This is a genomic window from Geodermatophilus saharensis (assembly GCF_900188205.1).
Taxonomy (GTDB): domain Bacteria; phylum Actinomycetota; class Actinomycetes; order Mycobacteriales; family Geodermatophilaceae; genus Geodermatophilus; species Geodermatophilus saharensis.
The window spans coordinates 29,371-55,540 of the sequence record NZ_FZOH01000010.1 but is presented as its reverse complement, the minus strand read 5'-3'; the positions used below and the strand labels follow the sequence as shown (position 1 = coordinate 55,540).

Here is a 26,170-nt window from a genome sequence, read left to right as displayed (position 1 = left end):
GACGACCCTCGCGACGCGGTCTTGCCTGCCACTTGGAGAGGACTTGCACGTCTCGCATCCGCGGCCGATCCCGGTGTCCCGCGCGCGACCCCCTCCCGTTTCCGCCCCGGACCTGCGAAGATCCCGCCTCGTGCGGTACCGCGTCCTCGGACCCCTCGAGGTCACGGGCCCCGACGGCCGGCCGGTCGACGTCGGCGGCGCCAAGCCCCGCGCCCTGCTGGCCCTGCTGCTCGCCGAGGCCGGCCGCGTGGTCGCCGTCGACCGCATCGTCGAGACGCTGTGGGGCGACGAGCCGCCGCCCACCGTCACCGGCACCCTGCAGGCCTACGTCTCCCACCTGCGGCGGGTGCTCGAGCCCCAGCGCGGGCCGCGCGAGCCGGCGACGGTGCTGCTCACCCGGGCACCGGGGTACCGCATCGCCGTCGACGCCGACGACCTCGACAGCCTGCGCTTCGCCCGGCTGGTGGAGGAGGGCGACCGCGCCGCCGACACCGACCCCGACGCCGCTGTCGCCGCACTCGACCGGGCACTGGAGCTGTGGCGGGGCGAGCCGCTGCCCGAGCTCGGCGACGGTCCGGGCGCCGCCGACCGGCACCGGCTGACCGAGCTGCACGTGCGGGCCCGCGAGCGCCGCTGCGACGCGCTGCTGGCCGCCGGGCGGGCCGACGCCGCGGTGAGCGACCTGCAGCGCCTGGTCGCCGAGCACCCGCTGCGCGAGCGGCTGTGGGCCCGGCTGGTGACCGCCCTGTACTCCGCCGACCGGCAGGCCGACGCCCTCGACGCGCTGCGCCGCTGCACCGAGCTGCTGCGCGAGGAGCTGGGCATCGACCCCGGTCCCGAGCTGCGCGAGCTGGAGCGGCGGGTCCTCCGCCAGGACCCGGCGCTGGCCCGCCGCCCGCCACGCCCGGCGCTGACGGTCGTGCCGCCCCCGCCGGCGGCACCGGCGCCCCTGGCCGCGCCCGCCGACGACACGCTGGTCGGCCGGCGCGACGAGCTGGCCCGCCTGCAGGCGGTCGCCGAGGGGGTGGCCGCCGGCAGGCCGGCCGTCGTCGTGCTCGGCGGGGAGGCCGGCATCGGCAAGACCCGGCTGGCCGAGGCGGTCGCCGCGATGAGCCGGGCCGCCGGGTGGGCGGTGGCCGAGAGCCGCTGCGCCGACGACGCCGGCGCTCCGCCGCTGTGGCCGTGGACGCAGGTGTTCGAGCAGCTGGGCCAGGAGCCGCCGGCCCCGGTCGCCGAGGACGGCGAGACCGACGCCGACGCCGCGCGCTTCCGGCTGTTCCAGGACGTGCGCTCGCGGCTGGTGGCCGCCGCCGGGTCCCGGCCGGTGCTGGTCGTGCTCGACGACCTGCAGGGCGCCGACGAGACCTCCGTGCAGCTGCTCGGCCTGCTGGCCCGCCACCTGCCGCGGGTGCCGCTGCTGGTGGTGGTCACCGTCCGCAGCGTCGGGGAGGACCTGCCCGAGGCCGTGGGCGACTGCCTGGCGCGGCTGACCCGCGAGCCGGCCGCCGTCACCCTCGCCCTGGACGGCCTGACGCCCGACGACGTCGGCTCGCTGCTGGCCGCGCAGCTCGGACGGGGCGGGGACCCGGCGCTGGCCGCCACGGTGCACGACCGCACGGCGGGCAACCCGTTCTTCGTCGTCGAGCTGACCCGCTGGATGCGCGGTGCCCGCCACCTGCGGCTGGACCGGGTGCCGGTGCCGCCGTCGGTGGTCGAGGTGCTGCGCACCCGCCTGGCCCGGCTGCCCGAGGGCGCCCGCCCGGTGCTGGAGCTGGCCGCCGTCGCCGGCCGGGAGGTCACCCTCGACCTGCTGCGCAGCGCCGGGGAGCCGGCCGAGGCCGTGCTGGCGGCGCTGGACGCCGCGGCCGCGGCCGGCCTGGTGGGCGAGGGCTCGGCGCCGTGGAGCTGGCGGTTCACCCACGCCCTGGTGCAGGAGGTGCTCGCCGAGGACCTGCCGGCGCTGCGCCGCGCGCAGCTGCACGCCCGGCTCGGCGCCGCGCTGGAGCAGCGGGTGACCGGCGGCCGCGCCGACGACGCGCTCGTCGAGCGGCTGGCGCACCACTTCGTCGAGGCGGCCCCGATCTCCGGGCCCGGACCCGGGCTGCGGTGGTCGACCGCGGCCGCGGAGGTGGCCCGCGCCCGGCTGGCCGACGGCGAGGCGGCCCTGCACACCCGGCGCGCGCTGCGGCTGCTCGACCCGACCGCGCCCGACGCCACCCGCACCCGGCACGACCTGCTCACCGCGCTCGGCAACGACCTGCTGCGCAGCGGGCAGCGCACCGAGGCGCACGAGGTGGTCGGCGAGGCGCTCGCGCTGGCCCGCGAGCTCGGCGACCGGCGCTGCATGCTCGAGTCGGCCGCGGTCTGGGGGTCGGTGACCCTGTGGAACTGGCGGCCGCACGGCGTCGTCGACACCGAGATGGTGGCGCTGCTGGAGGACCTGCTCGAGCACCGCGACGACATCGCACCGGACGCCACGGAGGCCGAGCGCGACCGGCTGACTGCGCGGCTGCTCGGCACCCTCGGCGTCGAGCTGGCCTTCAGCGAGGACCTGCAGCGCGGCGTCCGGTACGCCGAGCGGGCGGTGGCGCTGGCCCGCGGCGCCGGCGACCCCGAGCTGCTGGGCCGGGTGCTCAACAACTACTCGCTGGCGGTGTGGGGGCGGCCGGGCGCGGCGGAGCTGCGGCTGGCCGCCACCGACGAGGCGCTGGCGCTGGCCGGCCGCGGGCTGCCGCGGCGCACCGAGTTCTACGCGCGGCTGCACCGCGCCGCGATCCGGCTGCACCTCACCGACCGGGCCGGCTTCGAGGCCGACCTGGAGGCCGGGCGGCGGCTGGCGTTCTCGCTGTCGGGCCCCGAGGTGCGCCCGCACGTGCTGTGGCAGCAGGCCGGCGCCGCCTGGCTCGCCGGTGACGCCGCCCGCGCCGAGGAGCTGACCACCGAGGCCCACGAGCTGTACCGCCGGGTGACGCCGCACTCGCGGCACGCCTACGCCGCCCACCAGTTCGCGCTGCGCCGCGGCGACGGCCGGCTGCCCGCGGCGATCGACCTGCTCGTCGAGACCGGCGACGAGGGCAACCCGCTGCTGCAGCTGATGGCGGTGCTGGCCGCCGCGGAGTCCGGCGACCTGGCCGAGGCCCGGCGGCTGCGCGCCCGCTGGGGGCGCACCCAGATCCGCGACTGGGCCAGCGACGTCGCGGTGCTGTTGCAGGCCGAGACCGCGCTGCACCTCGGTGACGAGCCCGAGATCACCATGGCCACCGTCGCGCTGCTGCCCTTCCGCGGCCGCCAGGCGGTGCTGGGGACGCCGGCGTTCAGCCTGGGCGCCTATGACGAGCTGCTGGGCCGCATCGCCGAGCAGACCGGGGACACCGTGGCCGCCCGCGACTGGTGGGCCGGCGCCCGCGAGCAGGGCCGCAAGGTCGGCTCCCCGCACCAGGTGGCGCTGGCCGAGTCGCACCTGGCCCGCGTCCCGGCCGAGGAGGCCCGCCGGCCCCGCCGTCGCCGGTCCGCGCCGCCCGCGCCGCGGCCGGCCGCGCAGCCCCCGGTCCAGGAACGCCCTGCCTAGAGCGTGGTGGCGCGGCCGCCGTCCACGGGGATGACCGCGCCGGTGACGTAGGCACCGGCGCGGCTGGACAGGTAGACGACGACGCCGGCCATGTCGTCGGGGCGGCCGATGCGGCCCAGCGGCGAGCTGGCGGCGATCTCGTCGCCGCGGGCGGCGAGCGTGGCGGCCATCATCTTCGACTCGAAGGGCCCCGGCGCGACGGCGTTCACCGTGATCCGGCGCGGCCCGAGCTCCTTGGCCAGGTGGCGGGTGAGCTGGTGCAGCGCGGCCTTGCTCGACGAGTAGGAGTAGGTCGGCAGCTGCGGCACGTGCAGGCCGTCGATGCTGCCGACGTTGACCACCCGCGCCGGGTCGTCGTCGGTGGCGGCGGCCGCCAGCAGCGGGACCATCGCGCGGGTCAGGAAGAACGGCGCCTTCACGTTGAGGTCGAGGACCTTGTCCCAGGCCGAGGCGGGGAAGGTCTCGAACGGCTCGCCCCAGGTGGCGCCGGCGTTGTTCACCAGCACGTGCACCCGCTCCTCGCGCCGGGCGACCTCCTCGGCCAGCCGGAGGCACTCGGCCTCGGTGCTCACGTCGGCGGGGATCGACTCGACCCGGCCGTGCGGCGACAGCTCCGCCACCGCCTGCTCACCGGCCTCGGGCTTGCGGGACGAGACGTACACCGACGCCCCGGCCTGCAGCAGGCCGCGGGCCATCATCAGGCCGATGCCGCGGCTGCCGCCGGTGACGACGGCGACCTTCCCGGTCAGGTCGAACAGGTCCACGGGAGCCTCCGGGTGTCGTCCGCCCCGATCGGAGGACCCCGTCCGGCGGCGGCCGGGCCACTGTGCCAGCCTCTGTCCCCGTGAACGTCACGGCCCCCACGTCCCTGGGCGTGACCAGCGAGGTCGGCCCGCTGAGGACGGTGGTCCTGCACCGTCCCGGCGCCGAGCTGCGCCGGCTCACCCCGCGCAACAACGACCAGCTGCTGTTCGACGGCGTGCCGTGGGTGTCCCGCGCGCAGGAGGAGCACGACGCCTTCGCCGCGGCGCTGACCGGCCGCGGCGTCGAGGTGCTGTACCTCGGCCGGCTGCTGACCGACGTGCTCGACGACCCCGCCGCGCGCAGCGAGCTCATCGCGGCCGCCGTCGACGACCCCCGGCTGGGGGCCACGCTCAAGCACGCCGCGACCGACCACCTCGCCGGCCTCGCGGCCGACGACCTGGCCGGCACGCTCATGGGCGGGCTCGCCCACGACGAGCTGCGCGGCGGCCGCGGGCTGGCCTACCAGATCATGGACCGCTCGGACTTCGTGGTCCCGCCGCTGCCCAACCTGCTGTTCACCCGCGACTCGTCGGTGTGGGTCGGCGACCAGGTGGCGATCACCTCGCTGGCGATGCCGGCGCGGCACCGGGAGAGCACCATCCTCCGCGCGATCGCCACCCACCACCCGCGCTTCGCCGGCAGCGGGCAGCTTTACGACGCCTCGCTGGAGCACCTCGAGGGCGGGGACGTGCTGCTGCTGGCACCGGGCGTGCTGGCCGTCGGCGTCGGGGAGCGCACCACGCCGGGCGGGGCGGAGCGGCTGGCGCGCCGCGCGTTCGCCCGCGGCCTGGCGCACACGGTGCTCGTCGTCCCGATCGCGCAGGAGCGGGCGACGATGCACCTGGACACGATCGCCACGATGGTCGACGTCGACGCGATGGTCATGTACCCCGCCGTCGCCGACTCGCTGGTCGCCTGGACGGTCACCGCCGGGGACGAGCCGCCCGACGACGCCGACACCGCCGAGCTGTCGGTGACCGGGCCGCGGCCCTTCGTCGTGGCGGCCGCCGAGGCGATGGGCATCGAGCGGCTGCGGGTGATCGACACCGGGCTGGACCCGGTCACCGCCGAGCGCGAGCAGTGGGACGACGGCAACAACACCCTCGCCCTGGCGCCGCGGCTGGCCGTGGCCTACGAGCGCAACACGGTGACCAACGCCGCGCTGGAGGCGGCCGGCATCGAGGTGGTGCGGATCGCGGGCTCGGAGCTGGGCAGCGGCCGGGGCGGCCCGCGGTGCATGTCCTGCCCCGTGTGGCGCGACCCGGTGACGCCTCTCCCGTAGCGGCCGCGCGGGACCGTACGGTGCCGTACCGGACCTCCTCCCGGGGGTCCGGACGGGAGGACCCGACGTGACGGGTGGAACGGGCACCGCGCCGCGGGCCGGGCGCATCGCCGGGCTCGGCGGGGGGCTGGTCGGCTGGCTGGTCTTCGTCGAGTTCACCAGCGGCGTGCTGCAGGGCTACTACGTCCCGCTGCTCACCGACGTCGCCCGCCACCTCGGCATCCACGACGCCGACGTCAACTGGCTCGAGGCCGCCCAGCTGATGCTCTCGGCGATCGCGGTGCCGGTGCTGGCCAAGCTCGGGGACCTCCACGGCCACCGCCGGATGCTGCTGGTCTCGGCGGCCGTCACCGCGGCGGCGACGGTCGTGCTGGCGTTCGCGCAGGACTTCGGCGTCTTTCTCGTCGCCTGGGCGGTGCAGGGCGTCTACTCCGCGTGGCTGCCGCTGCAGGTGGCGCTCATCCACTCGCGCTCGCGCGGCCGGCCCGACGCCGCGGCGAGCACCCGGCGGGCCACCGGGATGATCGTCGCCGCGCTGCAGGCCGGCGCGATCGTGGGCGCGCTCGGCGGCGGGCAGGTCGGCGCCGCGCTCGCCGGGCGGTTCTGGCTGGTGCTGCTGCTCCCGGGCCTGCTGGTCGTCGGTGTCTGCGTCGTCGTGCTCACCCGCGTGCCGGAGAGCACCGACCGCACGGGCGGGCAGGTCGACGTCACCGGCGTCGCCCTGCTCAGCGTCGTCCTGCTGGTGATCACCGGCGGGCTGACGTTCGTCCGGGTCAACGGGGCCGCCGAGCCGTGGCCCTGGCTGGTGACCGCGCTCGGCGTGCTGCTGGTCGTGCCGTTCGTCCGCTACGAGCTGCGCCGCCCGGACCCGCTGGTCGACTTCCGGGTGCTGCGCTCCCCCAGCATGTGGCCGGTGCAGCTCACCGCCGGGCTCTTCGGCGTCAGCGTGCTCGGCGCCCAGGGGCCGCTGTCGACGTACGCCCGCACCGACCCGGAGGTCTACGGCTACGGGCTGGGCCTGTCGACCAGCGAGGTGTCGATCGTCATCGGCGGCTACGTGGTGTCGATGCTGGTGGGCGCCGGCCAGTTCTCCCGGGTGTCGCAGGCCACCACCCCGCGGGTCACGCTCATCGGCGCGGCCGGGCTCACCGGCCTCGGGTACCTGCTGCTGGTGCCGCTGCACGACACGCTGCCGCAGGTCCTCGGGGCCATGGTGGTCGCCGGCCTCGGCTCGGGTGCGCTGGTCGCGGCGCTGCCCGCCGCGGCGGCCGCGGCGGCCCCGCCCGGGCGCACCGGCGTGGCCACCGGGCTGACCAACACCACCAAGGTGCTCGGCGGCAGCTTCGCCTCGGCGGTGTTCGCCGTCGCCCTGGCCGCCGGGGCCCCGGCCGCCGCCGACGGGTCCGAGGGCACCGCGGGGTCGCTGGCCGGCTACGTCACGGTGTGGGCCGTCTGCGGGGCGACGGCGTGGCTGGCCGCGCTGTCGCTGGTGTTCGTGCCGCGGCTGGCGTTCTCCGACCGGCCGGAGGCCGTGGGCGTGCGGGAGGCGGCGTGAGGGTCGCCCCGCTCGCCCTGGGCTGCACCGCCGCCGTCGCCGCCGCGGCCGCCCGCCGGGTGGCCCGCTTCCGGCCGCTGCACACCCCCGTCCCGCCCGCGGACGCCGCGGGCCTGGACGCCGACGCCGCCGCGGCGCGCCTCGCCGAGCTCATCCGCATCCCCACCGTGTCCTCCCGCGACCCCGGCCAGGTCGACGCCGCGGCGTTCCGGCGGTTCCGGGAGCGGCTGGCCGAGCTCTACCCGCACACCCACCGGGTGCTCGAGCGGGAGGTCCTGGGCGACGGGGCGCTGCTCTACCGCTGGCGCAGCGGCACCGACCGGCCGCCGCTGGTGCTCATGGCCCACCACGACGTCGTCCCGGTCACCGGCCAGGCGTGGACGCGCGACCCGTTCTCCGGCGCGGTCGAGGACGGCGTCGTGCACGGCCGCGGCGCCGTCGACGACAAGGGCTCGCTGGTCGCCGTGCTCGAGGCGGTCGAGTCGCTGGCCGCGACCGGCCACGTCCCCGCCCGCGACCTGTACGTCTTCTCGGGCAACGACGAGGAGGTCCTCGGCGTCGGCGCCGAGCTGGCGGTGCAGGCCCTCCGCGACCGCGGCATCCGGCCGTGGGCGGTGGTCGACGAGGGCGGCGCCGTGGTGACCGGCGTCTTCCCGGGGGTGCCGGGGCAGATCGCCGTCGTCGGGCTGGCCGAGAAGGGGCTGCTCGACGTCGAGCTGGTCACCACCGACCCCGGCGGGCACGCCTCCTCGCCGACGCCGGACGGCGCCCCGGCCCGCCTGGCGCGCGCGATCGTGCGGCTGGACGCCGCGCCCTTCCCGGCCCGGCTGCACGACGTCGTCCTGCGCATGGTCGACGCCGCCGGCCGGCACGCCTCGGGCGCGTACCGCGCGCTGTTCGCCCACGCCCCCGTGCTGCGGCCGGTGCTGGCGACGGCGCTGGCGCGGGCCAGCCGCGAGGCCAACGCGCTGGTGCGGACCACGGTCGCGGTCACCGAGCTGGAGGGCAGCGGCGCGCGCAACGTGCTGGCCACCCGGGCGCGGGCGCACCTGAACGTCCGCATCGCACTGGGCGAGACGGTGCAGTCGACCGTCGCGCGGCTGCGCTGGGTGGTCGCCGACCCCTCGGTCGAGGTCACCGTGCTGTCGGGGACCGACCCGTCACCGGTCTCGCGCACCGATACCGAGGCCTACGCGGCGCTGCAGGCCGCCGTCCGGGCGGTGTACCCGGAGGCGGCGGTGGCGCCGTACCTCATGGTGCAGGCCAGCGACGCCCGGCACTTCGCGCAGATCAGCGACAGCGTCTACCGGTTCATGCCCTTCGACCTCTCGCGCGGCGAGCTCGACGCGCTGCACGCCGCCGACGAGCGGATCAGCGTCGCGGCGCTGCACCGCGGCGCGGTCTTCTTCCGGCACCTGATCCGTTCGCTCTGAGCGGGGTCACCGCAGCAGCAGCCACACGAATCCGGCGACCACGGCGCCGACGACGGCCGACCGCAGCAGCCAGCGAGCGGCGGTCAGCGGGCCGCCGGGCAGCGGCGGGCGCACCTGCAGCCCGGGCGGGGGCGGCCCGAGCACCGGGCCGAGCCAGCGCAGCGTCGCCTGCACGGTCTCGCGCTGGGACGCCAGCTTGTCGGTGTAGTCCCCCAGGGCGCCGACCAGCAGGACGGGCAGGAGGACCAGGGCGATCAGCCCGCTGATCGGGTCGTCCCCGCCGCCGAGGTCGACCGTGCCGGAGGACGGCGCGGTCGACACCCCGGTCAGCCGGAACAGCCGGTCCCCGTGCCACAGGTGCAGTCCCCGGCCGCCCCGGGAGGGTGCGGCGCTGTGGAACTCCGCCAGCGGGGCGTCGACCACCGGCCGCCGGCCGCGCCACGTCGCGGTGCGGGTGATCGACAGCCGGCCGCCGGAGACCTGCAGGCGGACCGCGCGGCGGCCGATGCCCAGCGGGGTGAGGCGGCGGGCCCAGCGCAGCGGCGGCCCGACCGCCTCGGGACCGTCGAGGGGCGGCAGCGGCTCCCCGCTGCGCCATCCGCGCCGCTCCCGCGGCGTCTTGTCCGTCTGCACCGTCGACACGGCGCGGGAAGGTACGGCGCCGGACGCCGTCGTGGGGAGATCCGGCGCGCTCGTGCTCTGCCCCCGATCGGGGCAGAGCACGAGCGACCCGGAGTGGACAGCCCGGGTCGGCGGCTCAGGGCGTCAGCGCAGCGTGACCTGGCGCGAGAGCAGGCCGGCGCGGGCGCGGCGCTCGTCGGCGGTGAGCGGGCCGGTCGCGGCCAGCGCCTCCTCCAGCCGGGTGCCGAACTCCGCGGCGGGGCCGTTCCACTCCTGCGCCGGGGTGTCGGCGGGCAGGTCCCACACCGGCACGACCAGCCCGTGCGCGCGGAAGGCGCCGGCGTAGCGGGTCCCCTCGCCCAGCAGCAGCTGCTCGGCCGCCGAGAGCCGGGCCAGCGCGTCGAGCAGCGGCTCCTCGGCCTCGGGCCGCACCCACCGCAGGTGCGCCCGCTCGTTGCCCGGGCGCACCCAGTAGGCCGCGCCCAGCCCCTCGAGCCGCTCGGTGGGCAGCACCGCCTCGTTGGCCTGCTGCAACCCGGCCCGGGCGGCGGGGCCGGCGTCGGTGCCCTCCAGCCAGAAGCCGAAGTCCTCGTGCACGGTCACCTCGAGCGGCGCGGACAGGTCGAGCAGCTCCTGCAGCCGCGGCCCGGCCGAGCCGGCGGCACCGATCGGGCCCGGGTCGACCGGCGCGCCGGCCGGGGCCTCCAGCGCGGCGGCGAGGGCGGTGCCGATGTCGCGGCTGACGTCGTCGGAGGAGGCCGGCAGCTGCACGCCGAGCAGGATCTCCCCGCTGGTGCGCACCAGCGCGGGCGCGCCGCCGGGCAGCACGCTGGCCAGGGTGACCTCGCGGCCGTCGGTCGTCGTCAGCGGCGCGGTGGCGGCGGGCACCAGCTCGCGCAGCGCCACCCAGTCCGGCTCGCCGGGCAGGCCCTCGAACGGGCGGGTCACCGGCGGTGCGTAACCCGAGCCGTGGCAGTGCTTGTACCGGCGACCGGACCCGCAGGGGCAGGGGGCCTTGGGGTTGACCCCCTCCTCGGTGCGGGCGGGCGCGGGACGGCGGCGGGTCGCGGATCGAGCCATGCGGCCAGGGTATGTGGGGCCGGGCGGCGCCCTGCGCCGCCTAGGGTGCCGCCGTGACCCCGCTCGACCTCACCGACCCGGCCGTCGTCGCCGACCCCTACCCCGCCTTCGCCGCCGCCCGGGCGGTCGCGCCGGTGCAGTGGCACGAGGGGCTGGGGCTGTGGCTGGCGTTCACCCACGCCGAGAGCAACGCCGTCCTGCGCGACCGCCGGCTGGGCCGGATCTGGCGCGACCGCACGCCGGGGGAGCGCTTCGGCTCGTTCAACCTGATCCACCGCAACGCCCTGCTGGAGATGGAGCCGCCCGAGCACACCCGGCTGCGGCGGCTGGTCAGCGCCGCCTTCGCGCGGGGGCACGTCGAGCGGCTGCGGCCGTGGGTGCAGGAGCTGGCCGACTCCCTGGTCGACGGGCTGGTCGAGCGCTCCGGCGGCGCGGCGGAGGTCGACGTCCTGTCGGGGATGGCCGAGGAGCTCCCCGTCGCGGTCATCGCCGAGCTGCTCGGCGTCCCGGAGGCCGACCGGCCGCTGCTGCGGCCGTGGTCCAACGCGATCGTGAAGATGTACGAGTACGGCCGCACCGAGGCCGTCGAGGACGCCGCCGAGCGGGCCGCGGCGGAGTTCGTCGGCTACCTGCGCGGGCTGGCCGCCGAGCGGCGCCGGAGCCCGGGCGAGGACCTGCTCACCCACCTGGTCACCGTCCGCGACTCCGACGGCGACCGGCTGACCGAGGACGAGCTGGTCACCACCTGCATCCTGCTGCTCAACGCCGGCCACGAGGCGACGGTCAACGTCAGCGGCAACGGGCTGCTCGCCCTCCTCGAGCACCGCGACCAGCTCGACCGGCTGCGCGCCGACCCGGCCCTGCTGCCGACGGCGATCGAGGAGCTCATGCGCTTCGACTCGCCGCTGCAGCTGTTCGAGCGCACCGCCACCGAGGACGTCGAGGTCGGCGGCGTGACCGTGCGCCGGGGCCAGAAGGTCGCCGCACTGCTCGGCGCGGCCAACCGCGACCCCGCCGTCTTCGCCGCACCCGACACCCTCGACGTCGGCCGCGCCGACAACCCGCACATCTCCTTCGGCGCGGGCGTGCACTTCTGCATCGGGGCACCGCTGGCCCGGGTGGAGCTGCAGGCCTCCTTCGGCGCGCTGCTGGCCCGCACCACCGACCTGCAGCTCGCCCGCCCGGCGCGGCGGCGGCCGGAGTTCGTCATCCGCGGCCTGGCCGAGCTGCCGGTCGTCCTGACGCGGTAGTGGCCGGCGTCGCCGAGGTGCTCGGCCGGCTGCGGGCGCTGGCCGACCCGGCGCGGCTGCCGGGGATGGCCCGCTCCGGCATCGGCGGCGCCGACGTCCTCGGCGTCACCGTCGCGGAGCTGCGCGCGCTGGCCCGGGACCTCGGCCGCGACCACACGCTGGCCGGGGGGCTGTGGGACTCCGGCGTCCACGAGGCGCGGATCCTCGCCAGCATGGTGGAGGAGCCGGCGGCGGTCGACGGGCGGCAGCTCGACGCGTGGGCGGCCGGCTTCGACTCGTGGGACCTGTGCGACCAGGTCTGCCAGAACCTCGTCCGGCGCACCCCGCTCGCCTGGGCGAAGGCGCTGGAGTGGAGCGCGCGGCCCGAGCCGTTCGTCAAGCGCGCCGGCTTCGCCGTCATGGCCGGGCTCGCGGTGGCCGACGAGCGGGCCGACGACGCCCGGTTCGAGCCGTTCCTGCGCGCGGTCGCCGAGCGGGCCGACGACGACCGGCCGCTGGTCCGGAAGGGAGCGAGCTGGGCACTGCGGCAGATGGGCAAGCGCAGCCCGGGCCTGCACGCCCGCGCCGTCGAGACCGCCTCCGGACTGCGGTCGGCGGGCCCGGGCGCCCGCTGGGTCGCCGCCGACGTGCTGCGGGAGCTCCAGCGGTGACGGCGCGGCGGGACGCGGAGCTGGCCGCGCTCGTGCGCGACGCCGGGCCCGCGCTGATGCGCACCGCCGTCCTGCTCACCGGCAGCCGGCAGGCCGGCGAGGACCTCGCGTCCGCGGCCCTGGTCCGCGCCGTGGGCGGGTGGCGGGCCGCGGCGGACCCGGCCACTGCGGCCCGGCAGGCGCTCGTCGACCTCGCCCTCGGCCGGCGGCGCGGCCCGGCGGACGGGCAGGTGGTGGCCGACGTCCCCGGCCCGCTCGCCGACCCCCGCGCCGAGGAGCTGCGGACGGCGCTGCTGCGGCTCGAGCCGGCGGTGCGCGCGGCCCTGGTGCTGCGGCACGCCGACGGCCTCGGGGAGGCGGAGGTCGCGCGGCTCGTGCGGAGCCCGGCGGACGCGGTGCGCGACGACCTCGCCGGGGGCAGGGCCGCCCTCGGCGCGTCCGGGGAGGACGGCGGCTCCGGCCTGAGCGCCCGGCTCCACGACCTGGCCGACGAGCTGACCTGGCCGGAGTCCGCCGTCTCCCCCGACGCGGTCGCCGACGGGTACCGGCGGCGTCGGCGCGCCCGCGCGGCGGCCGTCGCCGTCGGGGCGCTGCTGGCCGCGGTCCTGGCGGCCGGGGTGCCCGCCGCCGTCCGGTCGGTGACCGCCGCCCCCGGCGAGCGCGAGGGCCCGGTCGCGGACCGGGCGGTCCCGCCGGAGGACGAGCCGGTCGTCCAGCCCCGCCTGGAGGCCGCCGTCCTCACGCTGGCCGCGCCGCTCACCCTCACCTCCCCGGCCGAGTGGGACCGGTGGCTGCCCGGAGGCCGGCCGGCCCGGGACGACGAGGGCTCCTGCCCGCCGCTGGCCGACCCGCTGACGGCGCGGCTCGGGGTGCCGATGGGCTACGGCGGCGGCGCGCTGCCGCGGGGCCCGGTGGGCTGCACGTGGGTGCCGGAGCCCCGGTCGCTGTCCGAGGGCGGTCCCTACGACGACGCCCAGCTGGTCGGGGTCGGCTTCCTCGCGGACGAGGACGGGACGGCGATCGAGCGGCTGCGGACCGAGGTCCTGCCCGCAGCCGCGCACCGCGACAGCCCCTGCCTGGCGGCCGACGTGCCCGGCGGTGGGGCGCTGATCGGCTGCACCGGCCCCGGCGGGAGCACGGCGACGCCGCTCGTCCTCGCCGTCCCCGACGCCCGCGGAGCCGGGGTGTGGGTCCTGTCCGCGGCCGCCCAGCACGAGGCCCCGCGGTCGTCGGCGGAGGTGCTGGCCGTGCTGGTGGAGACGCTCCTCCCGGTGTACGGCTGACTGTCCACGGCTCCTGGAGCGTGACCGGCGTCACTGGCACGATGCGCTCATGCGCGGCCTCATGCAGGACACCCCGCTGACCATCGACGCGGTCTTCCGCCACGCCGAGCGGCACTTCGGCGACCGGACGCTGGCCACCAACGGCCCGGCCGGCGTCCGGCGCACCACCTACGCCGAGTGGGCCGAGCGCACCCGCCGGCTGGGCGGGGTCCTCGACACCCTGGGGATCACCGCCGACGGGCGGGTGGGCACCTTCGCCTGGAACTCCAGCCGCCACATGGAGCTCTACTTCGCCGCTCCGTGCACGGGCCGCGTGCTGCACACGCTCAACATCCGGCTGTTCCCCGAGCAGCTGACCTACATCGCCGACCACGCCGAGGACGAGGTCGTCTTCGTCGACCGCACGCTGCTGCCGCTGCTGTGGCCGCTGGTCGACACCATGAAGACCGTGCACCACGTCGTCGTCATGGACGACGGCGGCGACGCCGAGATCCCCGACGACCCCCGCGTGCACGACTACGAGACGCTGCTCGCCGGGGCCTCCCCCGTCGAGTTCGCCGTCCGCGACGAGTGGCAGGCGGCCTCCATGTGCTACACGAGCGGCACGACCGGCAACCCCAAGGGCGTCGTGTACTCCCACCGGTCGACGTACCTGCACACGATGGCCGTGCTCAGCGGCAACGCGCTGGGGCTCTCCGAGCACGACGTCGCGATGGCGATCGTCCCGATGTTCCACGCCAACGCCTGGGGCCTGCCCTACGCCGCACCGGCCGCGGGGGCGGGCCTGGTCTTCCCCGGGCCGCTGATGCAGCCCGAGGCGCTGGTCGACCTCCTGGTGGCCGAGGGCGTCACCGTCACCGCCGGGGTGCCGACCATCTGGCAGGGCGCGCTGCCGCACCTGGCCGGCCGCGACCACCGGCTGCGACTGATCACCTGCGGCGGCTCCGCGGTGCCCCGGGCGCTGTCGGAGGCCTACCGCGAGCAGGTGGGCCTGCCGCTGCTGCAGGGCTGGGGCATGACCGAGACCTCCCCGGTCGCCTCCCTGGCCGTGCTGCCGCGCCGCTTCGCCGACGCCGACGAGGACACGAAGGCGGCGCAGCGGGCCCGGGCCGGCGTCCCGGTGTTCGGCGTCGAGGCGCGCATCGTCGAGCCCGGCACCGCTGAGGAGCTGCCGTGGGACGACACGGCGACCGGCGAGCTGCAGGTCCGCGGCCCCTGGTGCGCCGCGGAGTACCACGACCCCGACCCCGGCGTGGTCCTGTCGACCCCCGACGGCTGGATGCGCACCGGCGACGTCGCGGCGATCGACGGGTACGGCTCGATCCGGATCGCCGACCGCACCAAGGACCTCATCAAGTCCGGCGGGGAGTGGATCAGCTCGGTCGACCTGGAGAACGCGATCATGAGCCACCCGGCGGTCGCGGAGGCCGCCGTCGTCGGGGTCCCGCACCCGAAGTGGGACGAGCGGCCGCTGGCCTGCGTCGTGCTGCGCCCCGGCGCCACGCTGACCGCCGAGGAGCTCGTCGACCACCTCCGCCCGCTCGTCGCGAGGTGGTGGCTGCCCGACGCCGTCGAGTTCATCGACGAGGTCCCCAAGACCAGCGTCGGCAAGTTCAGCAAGAAGGACCTGCGGTCCCGCTTCGCCGACTACCGGCTCCCGTCCTGACCCGCTGACGGCCGACCGGCCGGACGGCGCCGTCCGCCCCGGGGCGGTCGCGTGTGGAACGTGAGCGGCGTCACTGGCACGATGCGGCCATGCGCGGGCTCATGCAGCACTTCCCCCTCACCGTCGACGCCATCTTCCGGCACGTCGAGCAGCACTACGGCGACGGGACGATCGCGACCAACAGCCCCACCGGGGTCACCAGGGTGACCTACGCGGAGTGGGCCGAGCGCACCCGCCGGCTCGGTGGCGTCCTCGACACCCTGGGGATCAGCGCCGACGGCAGGGTGGGCACCTTCGGCTGGAACAGCCAGCGACACCTGGAGCTGTACTTCGCCGCGCCGTCCACCGGCCGCGTGCTGCACACGCTCAACATCCGGCTGTTCCCCGAGCAGCTGACCTACATCGCCAACCACGCCGAGGACGAGGTCGTCTTCGTCGACCGCACCGTGCTGCCGCTGCTGTGGCCGCTGATCGACACCATGAAGACAGTCCGGCACGTGGTGGTCATGGACGACGGCGGGGACAACGAGATCCCCGACGACCCCCGCGTCGCCGACTACGAGACCCTGCTGGCCGAGGCCTCCCCGGTCGAGTTCCACGTCACCGACGAGGACAGCGCGGCCTCGATGTGCTACACGTCCGGCACCACCGGCAACCCCAAGGGCGTCGTCTACTCCCACCGCTCGACGTTCCTGCACACCATGGGCGTGCTGATGCCCAACGCCTTCGGGCTGGGCATCCGCGATGTCGCCATGCCGGTCGTGCCGATGTTCCACGCCAACGCCTGGGGCATCGCGCAGGCCGCCCCGGCCGCCGGCGCCTCGCTGGTCATGCCCGGCCCGATGATGCAGCCCGAGGCGCTGGCGAAGCTGATCGTCGACGAGGGCGTCACCTTCACCGCCGGCGTCCCGACCATCTGGCAGGGCGTGCTGCCCCACCTCGCCGGCAAGCCGCACAAGCTGCGCGACATCGGCTGCGGCGGCTCGGCGGTGCCCAAGGCGCTGTCGGAGGCCTACCGCGAGCAGGTGGGCCTGCCGATCCTGCAGGCGTGGGGCATGACCGAGACCCACCCGGTCGCCTCCTCGGGGATCCTGCCGCCCCGCTTCGACGACCTCGACGACGAGGGCAAGGCCGCCCAGCGCGCCCGCGCCGGCATCCCGTTCCTCGGCGTCGAGGCGCGCATCGTCGACGCCGACACCCTCGAGCCGCAGCCCTGGGACGACGAGGCCACCGGTGAGCTGCAGGTCCGCGGCCCCTGGTGCGCGCAGGACTACTACAACCCCGACGCCGGCGTCGTGCTGACCACCGAGGACGGCTGGATGCGCACCGGCGACGTCGCGGCGATGGACTCCTTCGGCTCGATCCGGATCGCCGACCGCACCAAGGACCTCATCAAGTCCGGCGGGGAGTGGATCAGCTCGGTCGACCTGGAGAACGCGATCATGAGCCACCCGAAGGTGAAGGAGGCCGCCGTCGTCGGCATCCCGCACCCGAAGTGGGACGAGCGGCCGCTGGCCTGCGTCGTCCTCCGGGAGGGTGAGGAGGCGACCGAGGAGGAGATCCTCGAGCACCTGAAGCCGCTGGTGGCCAAGTGGTGGATGCCCGACGCCGTCGAGTTCATCGACGAGGTGCCCAAGACCAGCGTCGGCAAGTTCTCCAAGAAGGACCTCCGCAACCGGTTCGCCGAGTACCCCGTCAAGAGCTGACCGTCAGGGGCCCGCCCGCGCGGGCGGGCCCCGTTCGGCACACCCGTGGGGCGGGTGTGACGCGCGTTCCGATCGCCGGTGACCTGTAGCGATCGGCTGACTACGGTGCGCACGTGACCCCCGCGCCTGCGCCGTCCTCCTCCCCCGGCCGGCACCGGGCGGGCCGGGTCCGCCGCCGGTCCTGGGCCGGCGGCCTGGCGGCCGCCGGCCTCGCCGCCGGGCTGGTCGTGCCGTGGCTGACGACCGCCGGGTCCCCACCGGCCGCCGAGGTGGCCGCCCAGCCGGCCCTCGAGCAGGCACGCGACGTCCGGCGCGCACCGTCGGCACCTCCCGCGCCGCGGTCGCCGGTGCCCACCAGCGCCGCTCCGGCGACCACCGCCGCCCCCACCGCGTCCCGGGTCCCGCCCACCACCGCACCGCCGACCACCGCGCAGCCCACTGCCACCAGCGCGGCGGACCCGGCCGGCGCCGCCGGCGGGCCGGCGCAACCGGGCAACCCGCTGACCGGGATGGCCTTCCACGGCCCCAACACCGGCGCGGCGCTCGCCGCGGCCCGGCCCGGCCGCAGCGCCGCGGACACCGCCGCCCTCACCGAGCTGGCGAGCGTGCCGGTGGCGACCTGGCTGGGCGCGTGGAGCGGGGACGTCACCGCCACCGTCCGGCAGGAGGTCGCCGCCGCCCGCGCCGCCGGCGCCGTGCCCGTCCTCGTCACCTACAACGTCCCCGGCCGCGACTGCGGCGGGTACTCCGCCGGTGGCGCCGGCTCGTCCGCGGCCTACCTCGACTGGGTGCGCGCGGTCGTCGCCGGCATCGGGACGGCGCAGGCGGTGGTCGTCGTCGAGCCCGACGCCCTCGCGCAGCGGTGCGGCGACACCGCGGAGCGGACGCAGCTGCTGCGGACCGCCGTCGGCCTGCTGGAGGCCAACCCCGGCACGCACACCTACCTCGACGCCGGCAACCCGACCTGGGTCGACGCCGCCACCATGGCCGGGCGGCTGCGCGCCGCCGGGGCCACCGACGCCGACGGGTTCGCCCTCAACGTCTCCAACTTCGAGACCACCGCGAGCAACCTGGCCTACGGCCGGCAGGTGTCCTCGCTGCTCGGCGGCGCCCACTTCGTGGTGGACACCAGCCGCAACGGCAACGGCCCGGGCACCGACTGGTGCAACCCCCCGGGCCGGGCGCTGGGCGAGCGCCCCACCGCGGCCACCGGGGAGGACCGGGTCGACGCCTACCTGTGGGTCAAGCGGGCCGGCGAGTCCGACGGCACGTGCAACGGCGGGCCGCCCGCGGGGACGTTCTGGGACTCGTACGCGATCGGGCTGGTGCGCGGCGCGTAGCGCTCAGCGCACGAACGGCGGCTGCCCGGTCTCGCTCACCATGGGCCGCCCGGCCGCCTCCCAGCCGCCCATGCCGTCGCCGACGTTCACCGCGTCGTAGCCGTTGTGGTTGAGCCAGGCGGCCACCCGCGCCGACCGGCCCCCGCTGCGGCAGACGACGTAGAGCGGGTCGCCCTCGGGGACCTCGCCGAGCCGGGCCGGGACGTCGCCCATCGGGATGTGCGTCGCACCCTCGACGTGGCCGGTCACCCACTCGCCGTCCTCGCGGACGTCGAGCACCACGGCGTCCTCGGGCACCTCGGCGGCGGGCACGGTCGGGACCTGCTGCGGCATCACGCCGCCCACTGTCCCAGGTCCGGCGGGTGCGGGCCCCGCCGCGTCCCGGCTGCGAGGATGGACGTGATGACCGCTCCCCCCGCGCCCCCGGTCCACGAGCCGGCCTGGCAGCTGTCGCGCTCGGCGATCTGGCTCTGGGTGACCGAGGGCGTGATCGGGACCCTCGTCTACGGCGTGCTCGTCGGCGTCGGCGTGCTGCTGGTGCCGGCGTCGGTGGGTGGTCCGGTGCCCGTGCTGCGGTGGCTGCTGCCGGTGCTGGTCGCCGTGTACGCGGTGGTGGCGATCGGCGTCCGGCCGTGGATCCGGTACCGGGTGCACCGGTGGGAGGTCACCGCGGAGACGGTGCACACCCTGACCGGCTGGCTGACCCGCACCTGGACGCTGGTGCCGGTCGCCCGGATCCAGACCGTCGACGTCACCCGCGGCGTGCTGCAGCAGCTCTACGGCCTGGCCAGCGTCGCCGTGCTCACCGCCTCCTCGCAGGGCACCGTGCGGGTGCCGCACCTGGAGGTCGCCGTCGCCGAGCGGGTCGCCGAGGACCTCGCCCGCCGCGCCGAGCAGGTGCGGGACGAGGCGACGTGACCGAGCCCGCGCCACCTCCCCCGGCCGTCGCGGTCGTGCCGCCCGGCGACGGCGGACCGGCCGGGGCCCGCCGCACCTCGCCGCTGGTCGTCCTGGTGCACACGGTGACGTTCAAGCAGGCCCGGCAGGTCGTGCCCGCGGCGATCCCCCTGGTGGCCGCCATCGGGATCGACGGCCCGGGCGTCGTCGTCGCGCTGGTGGCGGCGGTGACGGCGCTGTCGCTGCTGTTCGCCGGCCTGACCTGGTGGCGCACGACCTACGCCGACACCCCGTCGGCGGTGGTGGTCACCCGCGGGCTGCTGGCGCGGTCGGTGCGCACCGTGCCCAACGACCGCATCCGCGGCGTCGAGGTCGAGGCGCCGGCGCTGCACCGGCTCTTCGGACTGGTGCGGGTCCGCATCGACGCCGCGGCGGGGACGGTGGCCGGCAGCGACGAGGAGGTCGTCGTCGACGGCGTCCCGCGGGCCGAGGGCGACCGGTTGCGCGTCTCGGTGCTCACCCACCGCCGGGCGGCGCGGCCGGTCCCTGCCGGGGCCGACCCGTCGGCGGCACCGGAGGAGCCGGCCGAGGTGGAGCTGGCCCGCTTCGACCCGCGGTGGCTGCTCTACGCGCCGCTGGTCGCCAGCTACCTCGCGGTGCCGCTGGCCGCGGTCGGCGCGCTGTCCCGGCTGCTGCAGGAGCTGCCCCGCGACCTGCGGCCCGACCTCTCCGGCCCCGACCTCAGCGACGTCCGCGTCCTCGTCGTCGCCGCGGTGGCCGCTCTGGTGCTGCTCGCCATCGGGGCGGTGCTCGGGGCGGCGGTGGTCAACTGGGGATTCCGGCTGGTCCGCCGCGGCGGGTCGCTGAGCGCCGTCCGCGGCCTGGTGACCCGGCGGCACACCGAGCTGGAGGTCGACCGGATCCGCGGCGGCACGCTCGCCGAGGGGCTGGGCATGCGGCTGGTGCGGGCCGCCCGGGTCAACGCCCTGGTCACCGGGCTCGGCGCGGCCAGCCGGCGCGGGCAGCTGTTCCCCCTCGGGCCGCGCGGGGAGGCGGTCCGGCTGCTGGGCCTGCTCGTCGACGACCCCGGCCCGCTGCGCGCGCACCCGCCGGCCGCCCGGCGCCGGGCGGTGGTGCGAGCGCTGCTGGCCGGGCTCGCCGTCGCGGCGGCCGGCGCGGCGCTGCAGGCGACCACCGGCTTCTGGGGGCTGCTCGCCCTCGGCGTCGTCCTGACCGTGCTCAGCGTGCCGCTGGGCCTGGGCCGCTACGCCGCGCTCGGCCACGCGGCCGGCCCGCGCTCGTTCAGCGTGCGCAGCGGGCTGCTGGTGCGCGAGCAGGCGGTGCTGCAGCGGCGGGCCGTCGTCGGCTGGCAGGTGCGCCAGACGTTCTTCCAGCGCCGCGCGGGCCTGGCCACGGTGGTGGCGTGCGTGGGGGCGGGCACCGGGGGCTACGCCGCGGTGGACATGGCCGCCGCCGACGTCGCCGCCTTCACCGCCGCCGCCTCCGGCCCCTGGGCCACCGCGTCCGGTCCCGGGGACCGCCCCGCCGGCTGACCCGCCCCGTCGCTGGCCCGTCGGGGCCAGTTCACCGAGACGGCCGCGTGTCGATCACGCCCCCGGGTAGCCCGGGCGTGATGACGACCGCGCTGCGGCACGTCCGCCGCTCAGCCCGCTCCGCCGGTCCCCGTGCCGAGACCGACGCGGCCGGCGAGTGCGGCCGCCTCCACCCGGGTGGCCACCCCGAGGCGGCGCAGCAGCGCGGCGACCAGCCGCTTGGCGGTGCGCTCGGAGACGTGCAGCGTCGTGGCGATGTCGACGGTGCTCGTGCCGTCGGCCACCAGCCGCCACAGCCGGCGCTCGTCGCTGGTCAGCCGGTCGGCGACGGTCTGCTCGCCGGTCGGGGCGGCGTCGTCGAGCAGCTGGCGCAGCAGCGCCTCGGGCACCACCGACCAGCCGTCGAGCACCGCCAGCAGCGGGCGCACCAGGTGCTCGGGGTCGGCGGTCTTGGGCAGGAAGCCGGCCGCGCCGGCGCGCAGCGCCTCCAGCGCGGCGTCGGCCTCGGCCAGCCCGGACAGCGCCACGACGCGCACCACCGGGTCGGCCCGGCGGATGGCGGCGATCGCCCGCACCCCGCCCGGTGGCGGCATGTGCAGGTCGACGACGGCGACGTCGGCGTGGTGCCGGCGGACCAGCGCGGCGGCCGCGGAGGCGTCGTCGGTGGTGGCCACGACCCGCACCCGCCCCTCGCTGACCCCGGGCAGGAGCAGCGACAGGCCCCGGCTGAACAGCGGGTGGTCGTCGACGACCACCACGTCCACGTGCTCGGGACGCCCAGACCCGGCGTCGGTCCCCACGACCCTCCTCACCGGCCCGTCGCCCGGCGGACCCGGCCGACCGCACCCCGGAGGTGCCCGTGACCCTCGCCCCCGACACACCCCGTACCGCCCGGTCCGGTTCCGGCCGGCTGCTGGCCGACCTGGCCCGGGTGGTGCGCGAGCACGTCGCCCGCGCCACCCGGGGTCCCGAGCCGGAGCCGCCGGCCACGCCCGAGGGTGCGCTGCTGGCGGCCATGTGCCACGACATGCGCAGCCCCCTGGCCTCGCTGGAGGCGCTGCTGGGCAGCCTCGACCGCACGGCGGCCGACCGCCGGGAGGTGCTGGAGCTGGCCCGCGAGCAGACCGCGCACCTGTCGTCGATGCTGCGCACCGCCGATGCCAGCGGCGGGGCGACGCGGCGGGCGGCGGGCGGGCGGCTGCTCGGCGACGTCGTGCGCGCGTCGCTCGCCGCCTCCGGGCTGCCCGCGGGAAAGCTGACGCTGGCCCTGCAGGAGTGCGCGGGCGACGTCGGGGTGGCCGACGCCCGGGTGCAGCGGATCCTCACCAACCTGCTGGAGAACGCCCACCGGCACGGCGACGGCGCGCCGGCGCTGCTCTGCGTCACCTGCCGCAGCGGGTGGGTGCGCCTGGCCCTCACCCAGGACGTCGCCTCGCCCGACCGGGTGGTGCAGTACCTGCGCGGGGACACCCCGCCGGTCGACCTCACCGGGCTGGGCCTGTGGTCGGTGCAGCGGCACGCCCACGACCTCGGCGGCCGGGTGACCTGGGCGGTGACCGAGGCGGGGCTGACCCTGCGCGTGGAGCTCCCCGACCGCTGACGTCCGTCGTGGTGCCTGTGCAGGGCTGATGCCCACCCGATGCCGAGGGGTGGTGCCTTTGTAACGCTATTGGCTGCGACGGGGATCCGGCGCCCGCCGCCCGGCCTCGAGGAGGGGTGCCTTCGTAGCGCAATTGGCCGCGGTGTCGGCCGGGAGGCCGACGATCGGAATGGCACCGGGGGGCCACGGGACGGCACCGGTGGGCCAGCGGGCGCGGGCAGATCCCCGGTGTCACCGCAGGAGCGGTGACGCGACGACGCAGTGAGGGGAAGCCCGTGTTCACGCACACCCACGCCCTGCAGTACGAGGCCAAGCCCGACGGTCCCGACCCGGACTTCGCCCGCAAGATGCAGGAGATCCTCGGCGGTCAGTGGGGCGAGATGACCGTCGCCACCCAGTACCTGCTGCAGGGCTGGAACTGCCGACTGCCCGGCAAGTACAAGGACATGCTCCTCTCGATCGGCACGGAGGAACTGGCCCACGTCGAGATGATCGTCACGATGATCGACCGGCTGCTCGACCACGTGCCGCTCAAGCCCGACTCGGCCGACCGCACCAAGGAGGCCGCCGCCGGCTACGGCCAGCACAACCCGCAGCACCTCATCCAGAACGGGCAGGGCGCCTCGTACATGGACTCCATGGGCAACCCCTGGTCCGGCGCCTACGTGACCGCCAGCGGCAACCTGATGGCGGACTTCTACTACAACGCCACCGCCGAGATGCAGGGCCGGCTGCAGGTCGCCCGGCTCTACAACATGACCGACGACCCGGGCGTCAAGGACATGCTCCGGTTCCTCATCACCCGCGACCACATGCACCAGCAGCAGTGGCTGGCCGCCGTCGAGCAGCTCAAGGAGGACGGCCTGGAGGGGCTGCCGGTGCCCGAGGCGTTCCCGCTGGACGAGGAGGTCGGCGACCTGGGCTACACCTTCATCCAGGCCTCCGACGGCCCCGAGGCCGCCAACGGCCGCTGGGCCTCCGGCCCCTCGATCGACGGCAAGGGCACCTTCCGCGCCGCGGCCATCGAGGCCACCGCCGACGCCCCGACGCTGGTCCCCGGTGACCCGCGGCTCTACGACACCCCGCAGACCGAGGCCCACACGATGCTGCAGAAGGCCAAGGACCTGCTCAAGTGAGGGGCTGACCTCGCCCCACCGCGCCGTCGCCGCGCCGGTGGCCGGACCCCGCGGTCCGGGCACCGGCCCGGCGGGCGCCTCCCGCTCGCCCGGCAGTCCCGGAGGTCCCCGTGCACCTGCCCACCCCGGCCGTCCTGCTGACGGTCGTCCACGCCGCGGCGCTCGCCGTCGCGGTGGCCGGCGCCGCCGCCGGCTCCGCCCGCGAGGCGCTCGCCGGCCTCGTCGTCCTCACCGCCCTCGCCGCCCGCTGGGCGGTGCGCCGCTCGCGCCGGACCGCCCCCTCGACCGGGGCCGCCGTCGCCACCGTCGACGCCGCCCTCCCCGTCGCTCCGCTGGCCGACCCGGCTCCCGCCGTCCGCGCCGCCTGACCCGCGCCGGCGGGCGGTGATCAGAGGGAGGACCTCTCCCCTGCCCCCCCACGGCTCGCAGGCTCGCCGCGGGCCCCTGCGGGCAGGCCACCCCGGTCGTGGCGCGTCCTCCCTCACCGCCCACCGTGGGGGAGGACGCACTGCGGTGAGGGAGGACGCAGCGCCGGGGACGGGAACGCGCGAGGCGCGCGCCCCCGCAGGGACGCGCGCCAGGCGAGTGGCTGGAACGGCCCCCGTGCAGGGCCCCGCCGCGAGCGTGCGAGCGGCGGGGGGCACGGGGGTTCTCTCAGTGCTGGACGGCCTTCTCCGCCCCGATGCCGGTGAGCGAGCGGACCTCGAGCTCGGCGTTCTTGTCGAGGTCGGGCCGCTCCTTGGACAGCACGGTGCCGAGCCAGCCGAGGAAGAACGACAGCGGGATCGACACGATGCCGGGGTTGTTCAGCGGGAACCAGTGGAAGTCCACGTCCTGGAACAGGGACGGGGACAGGCCGGTGGCCGGGTTGACCGGCGCTCCCGAGACGACCGGCGAGAAGACGATCAGCACGATGCAGGCGATGAGCCCGCCGTACATCGACCACAGCGCGCCCTGGGTGGTGAACCGCTTCCAGAACAGCGTGTAGAGGATCGTCGGGAGGTTCGCCGAGGCGGCCACCGCGAACGCCAGCGCCACGAGGAAGGCGATGTTCAGCCCGGCCTGCAGCGCCAGGATGCCCAGGCCGATCGAGATCGCCCCGATGACGACGGCGGTGATGCGGGCGATGCGCACCTCCCCGTTGGGCGGCACGTTGCCCTTCTTGATCACCGACGCGTAGACGTCGTGGGCGAAGGACGCCGACGCGGTGATGGTGAGGCCCGCGACCACCGCGAGGATCGTCGCGAAGGCGACGCCGGCGATGATGCCCAGCAGGATCGTGCCGCCGAGCTCGAAGGCCAGCAGCGGCGCGGCGGAGTTGACCGCACCGGGCGCGCCGAGGATCCGCTCCGGCCCGACGAGGGCGCCGGCGCCGTACCCGATCACCAGGCTGAACAGGTAGAAGACGCCGATCAGCCAGATCGCCCAGACCACCGAGCGGCGGGCGTCCTTCGCCGTGGGCACGGTGTAGAAGCGCATGAGCACGTGCGGCAGGCCCGCCGTCCCGAGGACCAGGGCCAGGCCGAGGGAGACGAAGTCCAGCTTGGAGGTGCTCGTGGCGCCGTACTGGGCGCCGGGGGCGAGCACGTCACGGCCCTCGACGGCGTTGTCGACCGCGCCGCCGAGCAGCGAGGACAGGTTGAACCCGAACTCGGCCAGCACCCACAGGGTCATGACCAGCGCGCCGGCGATCAGCAGCGAGGCCTTGATGATCTGCACCCACGTGGTGCCCCGCATGCCGCCGACCAGCACGTAGATGATCATCAGCGCGCCGACCAGGACGACGACGAGCGCCTGCGCCGCCTCGCCGGTGACCCCGAGCAGCAGGGTCACCAGGCCGCCGGCGCCGGCCATCTGCGCCAGCAGGTAGAACAGCGACACCGCCAGCGTCGAGATGGCCGCCGCGGTGCGCACCGGGCCCTGCCGCATCCGGAAGGCCAGGACGTCGGCCATCGTGTACCGGGCGGTGTTGCGCATGAGCTCGGCGACCAGCAGCAGCGCGACCAGCCAGGCGACGAGGAAGCCGATCGAGTACAGGAAGCCGTCGTAGCCGTAGACGGCGATGGCCCCGGCGATGCCCAGGAACGACGCCGCCGACAGGTAGTCCCCGGCGATGGCCAGGCCGTTCTGGGTCCCGCTGATGTTGCGGCCGGCCGCGTAGTAGTCGGCGGCGCTCTTGTTGTTGCGGCTGGCGCGGAAGGTGATGACCAGCGTGATCAGCACGAACGCGCCGAAGATGGAGATGTTGACGGCCGGGCTGCCGATCGTGGCCTCGGCCGCGAGGACCTGGGCCTCAGGCACGGGTCGCTCCCTTCCCGAGGTCGGTCCGGTCGCCGCCGGCGTACTGGTGGGACTCCAGCCGCTCGCGCATCTCGTCGGCGATGGGGTCGGTCTGACGGTTCGCGTGCGCCACGTAGAGGTGGGTGATGAGGAACGTCGAGACGAACTGCCCGAGCCCCAGCAGCAGGCCGAGGTTGACGTTGCCGAAGACCCGGGTGGCCATGAAGTCCGGCGCGTAGGTCGACAGCAGGACGTAGAGCAGGTACCAGGCCAGGAAGGCCACCGTCATCGGGAACGCGAAGCGGCGGAAGCGACGGCGCAGCTCGGTGAACTCCGGCGAGTCCTGCGCCTGCCGGTACTCCTCAGGCGTCAGCAACCGCCGGTCGGCGGGATCGGTCACGGGTGGGCCCCCTCGTCAGCGGAACGTCGTCGGTCTGTGACGGCGCTCACCCTAAGTCGTGGGCGG

22 protein-coding genes are annotated in these 26,170 nt (G+C 76.4%); 15 read left to right on the top strand and 7 right to left on the bottom strand.

From position 1 onward, the window contains the following. The first annotated feature begins 130 nt into the window (after positions 1-130). Entirely contained in the window at positions 131-3,568 is a 3,438-nt protein-coding gene (locus CHC04_RS20420; RefSeq protein WP_141233864.1) for an ATP-binding protein, read from the top strand. Here CHC04_RS20420 and CHC04_RS20415 read toward each other — a convergent pair. Then, a complete protein-coding gene (locus CHC04_RS20415) occupies positions 3,565-4,332 on the bottom strand; it encodes a glucose 1-dehydrogenase (protein ID WP_089405797.1) in 768 nt (255 codons plus the stop codon). The genes CHC04_RS20420 and CHC04_RS20415 overlap by 4 nt on opposite strands. A gap of 80 nt (positions 4,333-4,412) precedes the next feature. On the opposite strand from CHC04_RS20415, the gene CHC04_RS20410 reads away from it, so the two are divergent. The 3 genes from CHC04_RS20410 to CHC04_RS20400 all read left to right on the top strand — a co-directional run bounded on the left by CHC04_RS20410 (position 4,413) and on the right by CHC04_RS20400 (position 8,642). Continuing rightward, the gene (locus CHC04_RS20410) at positions 4,413-5,654 is read left to right on the top strand and encodes an arginine deiminase (RefSeq protein ID WP_245817550.1); all 1,242 of its coding nucleotides are present in this window, start codon (positions 4,413-4,415) and stop codon (positions 5,652-5,654) included. A gap of 67 nt (positions 5,655-5,721) precedes the next feature. Further along, on the top strand, positions 5,722-7,209 hold the full coding sequence (locus CHC04_RS20405) for an MFS transporter (RefSeq protein WP_089405795.1): 1,488 nt from the start codon (positions 5,722-5,724) through the stop codon (positions 7,207-7,209). After that, positions 7,206-8,642, top strand: a complete 1,437-nt coding sequence (locus CHC04_RS20400) for a M20/M25/M40 family metallo-hydrolase (protein WP_217897478.1) — start codon at positions 7,206-7,208, stop codon at positions 8,640-8,642. Before CHC04_RS20405 ends, CHC04_RS20400 begins: the two co-directional genes overlap by 4 nt. A gap of 6 nt (positions 8,643-8,648) precedes the next feature. Here the strand turns inward: CHC04_RS20400 and CHC04_RS20395 are convergent, their stop codons facing one another. Together CHC04_RS20395 and CHC04_RS20390 are read right to left on the bottom strand one after the other, a co-directional pair. Continuing rightward, on the bottom strand, positions 8,649-9,284 hold the full coding sequence (locus tag CHC04_RS20395) for a hypothetical protein (protein ID WP_089405794.1): 636 nt from the start codon (positions 9,282-9,284) through the stop codon (positions 8,649-8,651). 123 nt (positions 9,285-9,407) lie between these two features. Then, entirely contained in the window at positions 9,408-10,343 is a 936-nt protein-coding gene (locus tag CHC04_RS20390; protein WP_089405793.1) for a DUF5926 family protein, read from the bottom strand. A gap of 53 nt (positions 10,344-10,396) precedes the next feature. Between CHC04_RS20390 and CHC04_RS20385 the strand changes: the two genes are divergently transcribed. The 6 genes from CHC04_RS20385 to CHC04_RS20360 all read left to right on the top strand — a co-directional run bounded on the left by CHC04_RS20385 (position 10,397) and on the right by CHC04_RS20360 (position 18,238). Next, positions 10,397-11,593 (top strand): cytochrome P450, encoded by a 1,197-nt coding sequence (locus CHC04_RS20385; RefSeq protein WP_089405792.1) that lies wholly within the window; start codon positions 10,397-10,399, stop codon positions 11,591-11,593. Continuing rightward, a complete protein-coding gene (locus CHC04_RS20380; RefSeq protein WP_217897477.1) occupies positions 11,593-12,243 on the top strand; it encodes a DNA alkylation repair protein in 651 nt (216 codons plus the stop codon). The genes CHC04_RS20385 and CHC04_RS20380 overlap by 1 nt, the downstream gene beginning before the upstream one ends. Continuing rightward, positions 12,240-13,526: a SigE family RNA polymerase sigma factor gene (locus CHC04_RS20375; protein WP_089405791.1), complete on the top strand. Its 1,287-nt coding sequence runs from the start codon at positions 12,240-12,242 to the stop codon at positions 13,524-13,526. The genes CHC04_RS20380 and CHC04_RS20375 overlap by 4 nt, the downstream gene beginning before the upstream one ends. A 49-nt stretch (positions 13,527-13,575) precedes the next feature. Next, positions 13,576-15,192, top strand: coding sequence for a long-chain fatty acid--CoA ligase (locus CHC04_RS20370; protein WP_089405790.1), 1,617 nt, complete (start codon positions 13,576-13,578; stop codon positions 15,190-15,192). Between the two features lie 89 nt (positions 15,193-15,281). Further along, positions 15,282-16,898, top strand: coding sequence for a long-chain fatty acid--CoA ligase (locus tag CHC04_RS20365; protein ID WP_089405789.1), 1,617 nt, complete (start codon positions 15,282-15,284; stop codon positions 16,896-16,898). Positions 16,899-17,011: 113 nt separating this feature from the next. Continuing rightward, positions 17,012-18,238: a glycoside hydrolase family 6 protein gene (locus CHC04_RS20360; RefSeq protein WP_217897476.1), complete on the top strand. Its 1,227-nt coding sequence runs from the start codon at positions 17,012-17,014 to the stop codon at positions 18,236-18,238. 3 nt (positions 18,239-18,241) lie between these two features. Here the strand turns inward: CHC04_RS20360 and CHC04_RS20355 are convergent, their stop codons facing one another. Beyond that, positions 18,242-18,571: a rhodanese-like domain-containing protein gene (locus CHC04_RS20355; protein ID WP_089405926.1), complete on the bottom strand. Its 330-nt coding sequence runs from the start codon at positions 18,569-18,571 to the stop codon at positions 18,242-18,244. Positions 18,572-18,640: 69 nt separating this feature from the next. Here CHC04_RS20355 and CHC04_RS20350 point away from each other — a divergent pair, with 69 nt between their 5' ends. Together CHC04_RS20350 and CHC04_RS20345 are read left to right on the top strand one after the other, a co-directional pair. Further along, positions 18,641-19,156: a PH domain-containing protein gene (locus CHC04_RS20350; RefSeq protein WP_089405788.1), complete on the top strand. Its 516-nt coding sequence runs from the start codon at positions 18,641-18,643 to the stop codon at positions 19,154-19,156. Further along, a complete protein-coding gene (locus tag CHC04_RS20345) occupies positions 19,153-20,688 on the top strand; it encodes a PH domain-containing protein (protein ID WP_245817548.1) in 1,536 nt (511 codons plus the stop codon). The genes CHC04_RS20350 and CHC04_RS20345 overlap by 4 nt, the downstream gene beginning before the upstream one ends. A gap of 110 nt (positions 20,689-20,798) precedes the next feature. On the opposite strand, the gene CHC04_RS20340 is transcribed toward CHC04_RS20345, so the two are convergent. Then, a complete protein-coding gene (locus CHC04_RS20340) occupies positions 20,799-21,488 on the bottom strand; it encodes a response regulator (protein ID WP_245817545.1) in 690 nt (229 codons plus the stop codon). A 59-nt stretch (positions 21,489-21,547) separates the two neighbouring features. Here CHC04_RS20340 and CHC04_RS20335 point away from each other — a divergent pair, with 59 nt between their 5' ends. The 3 genes from CHC04_RS20335 to CHC04_RS20325 all read left to right on the top strand — a co-directional run bounded on the left by CHC04_RS20335 (position 21,548) and on the right by CHC04_RS20325 (position 23,792). Continuing rightward, positions 21,548-22,288 carry a sensor histidine kinase gene (locus CHC04_RS20335; RefSeq protein ID WP_089405787.1) on the top strand — a complete coding sequence of 247 codons (741 nt, stop codon included), beginning with the start codon at positions 21,548-21,550 and terminating at the stop codon, positions 22,286-22,288. A 275-nt stretch (positions 22,289-22,563) separates the two neighbouring features. Beyond that, complete coding sequence (locus CHC04_RS20330; RefSeq protein ID WP_089405786.1) at positions 22,564-23,424, top strand: manganese catalase; 861 nt, start codon at positions 22,564-22,566, stop codon at positions 23,422-23,424. Positions 23,425-23,534: 110 nt separating this feature from the next. Beyond that, positions 23,535-23,792, top strand: a complete 258-nt coding sequence (locus CHC04_RS20325) for a hypothetical protein (protein ID WP_089405785.1) — start codon at positions 23,535-23,537, stop codon at positions 23,790-23,792. A gap of 286 nt (positions 23,793-24,078) precedes the next feature. On the opposite strand, the gene CHC04_RS20320 is transcribed toward CHC04_RS20325, so the two are convergent. Both CHC04_RS20320 and CHC04_RS20315 read right to left on the bottom strand, forming a co-directional pair. Beyond that, positions 24,079-25,725 (bottom strand): solute symporter family protein, encoded by a 1,647-nt coding sequence (locus CHC04_RS20320; RefSeq protein WP_176450115.1) that lies wholly within the window; start codon positions 25,723-25,725, stop codon positions 24,079-24,081. Then, positions 25,718-26,104, bottom strand: a complete 387-nt coding sequence (locus CHC04_RS20315; protein WP_089405784.1) for a DUF485 domain-containing protein — start codon at positions 26,102-26,104, stop codon at positions 25,718-25,720. The genes CHC04_RS20320 and CHC04_RS20315 overlap by 8 nt, the downstream gene beginning before the upstream one ends. Between the last annotated feature and the right edge of the window lie 66 nt (positions 26,105-26,170).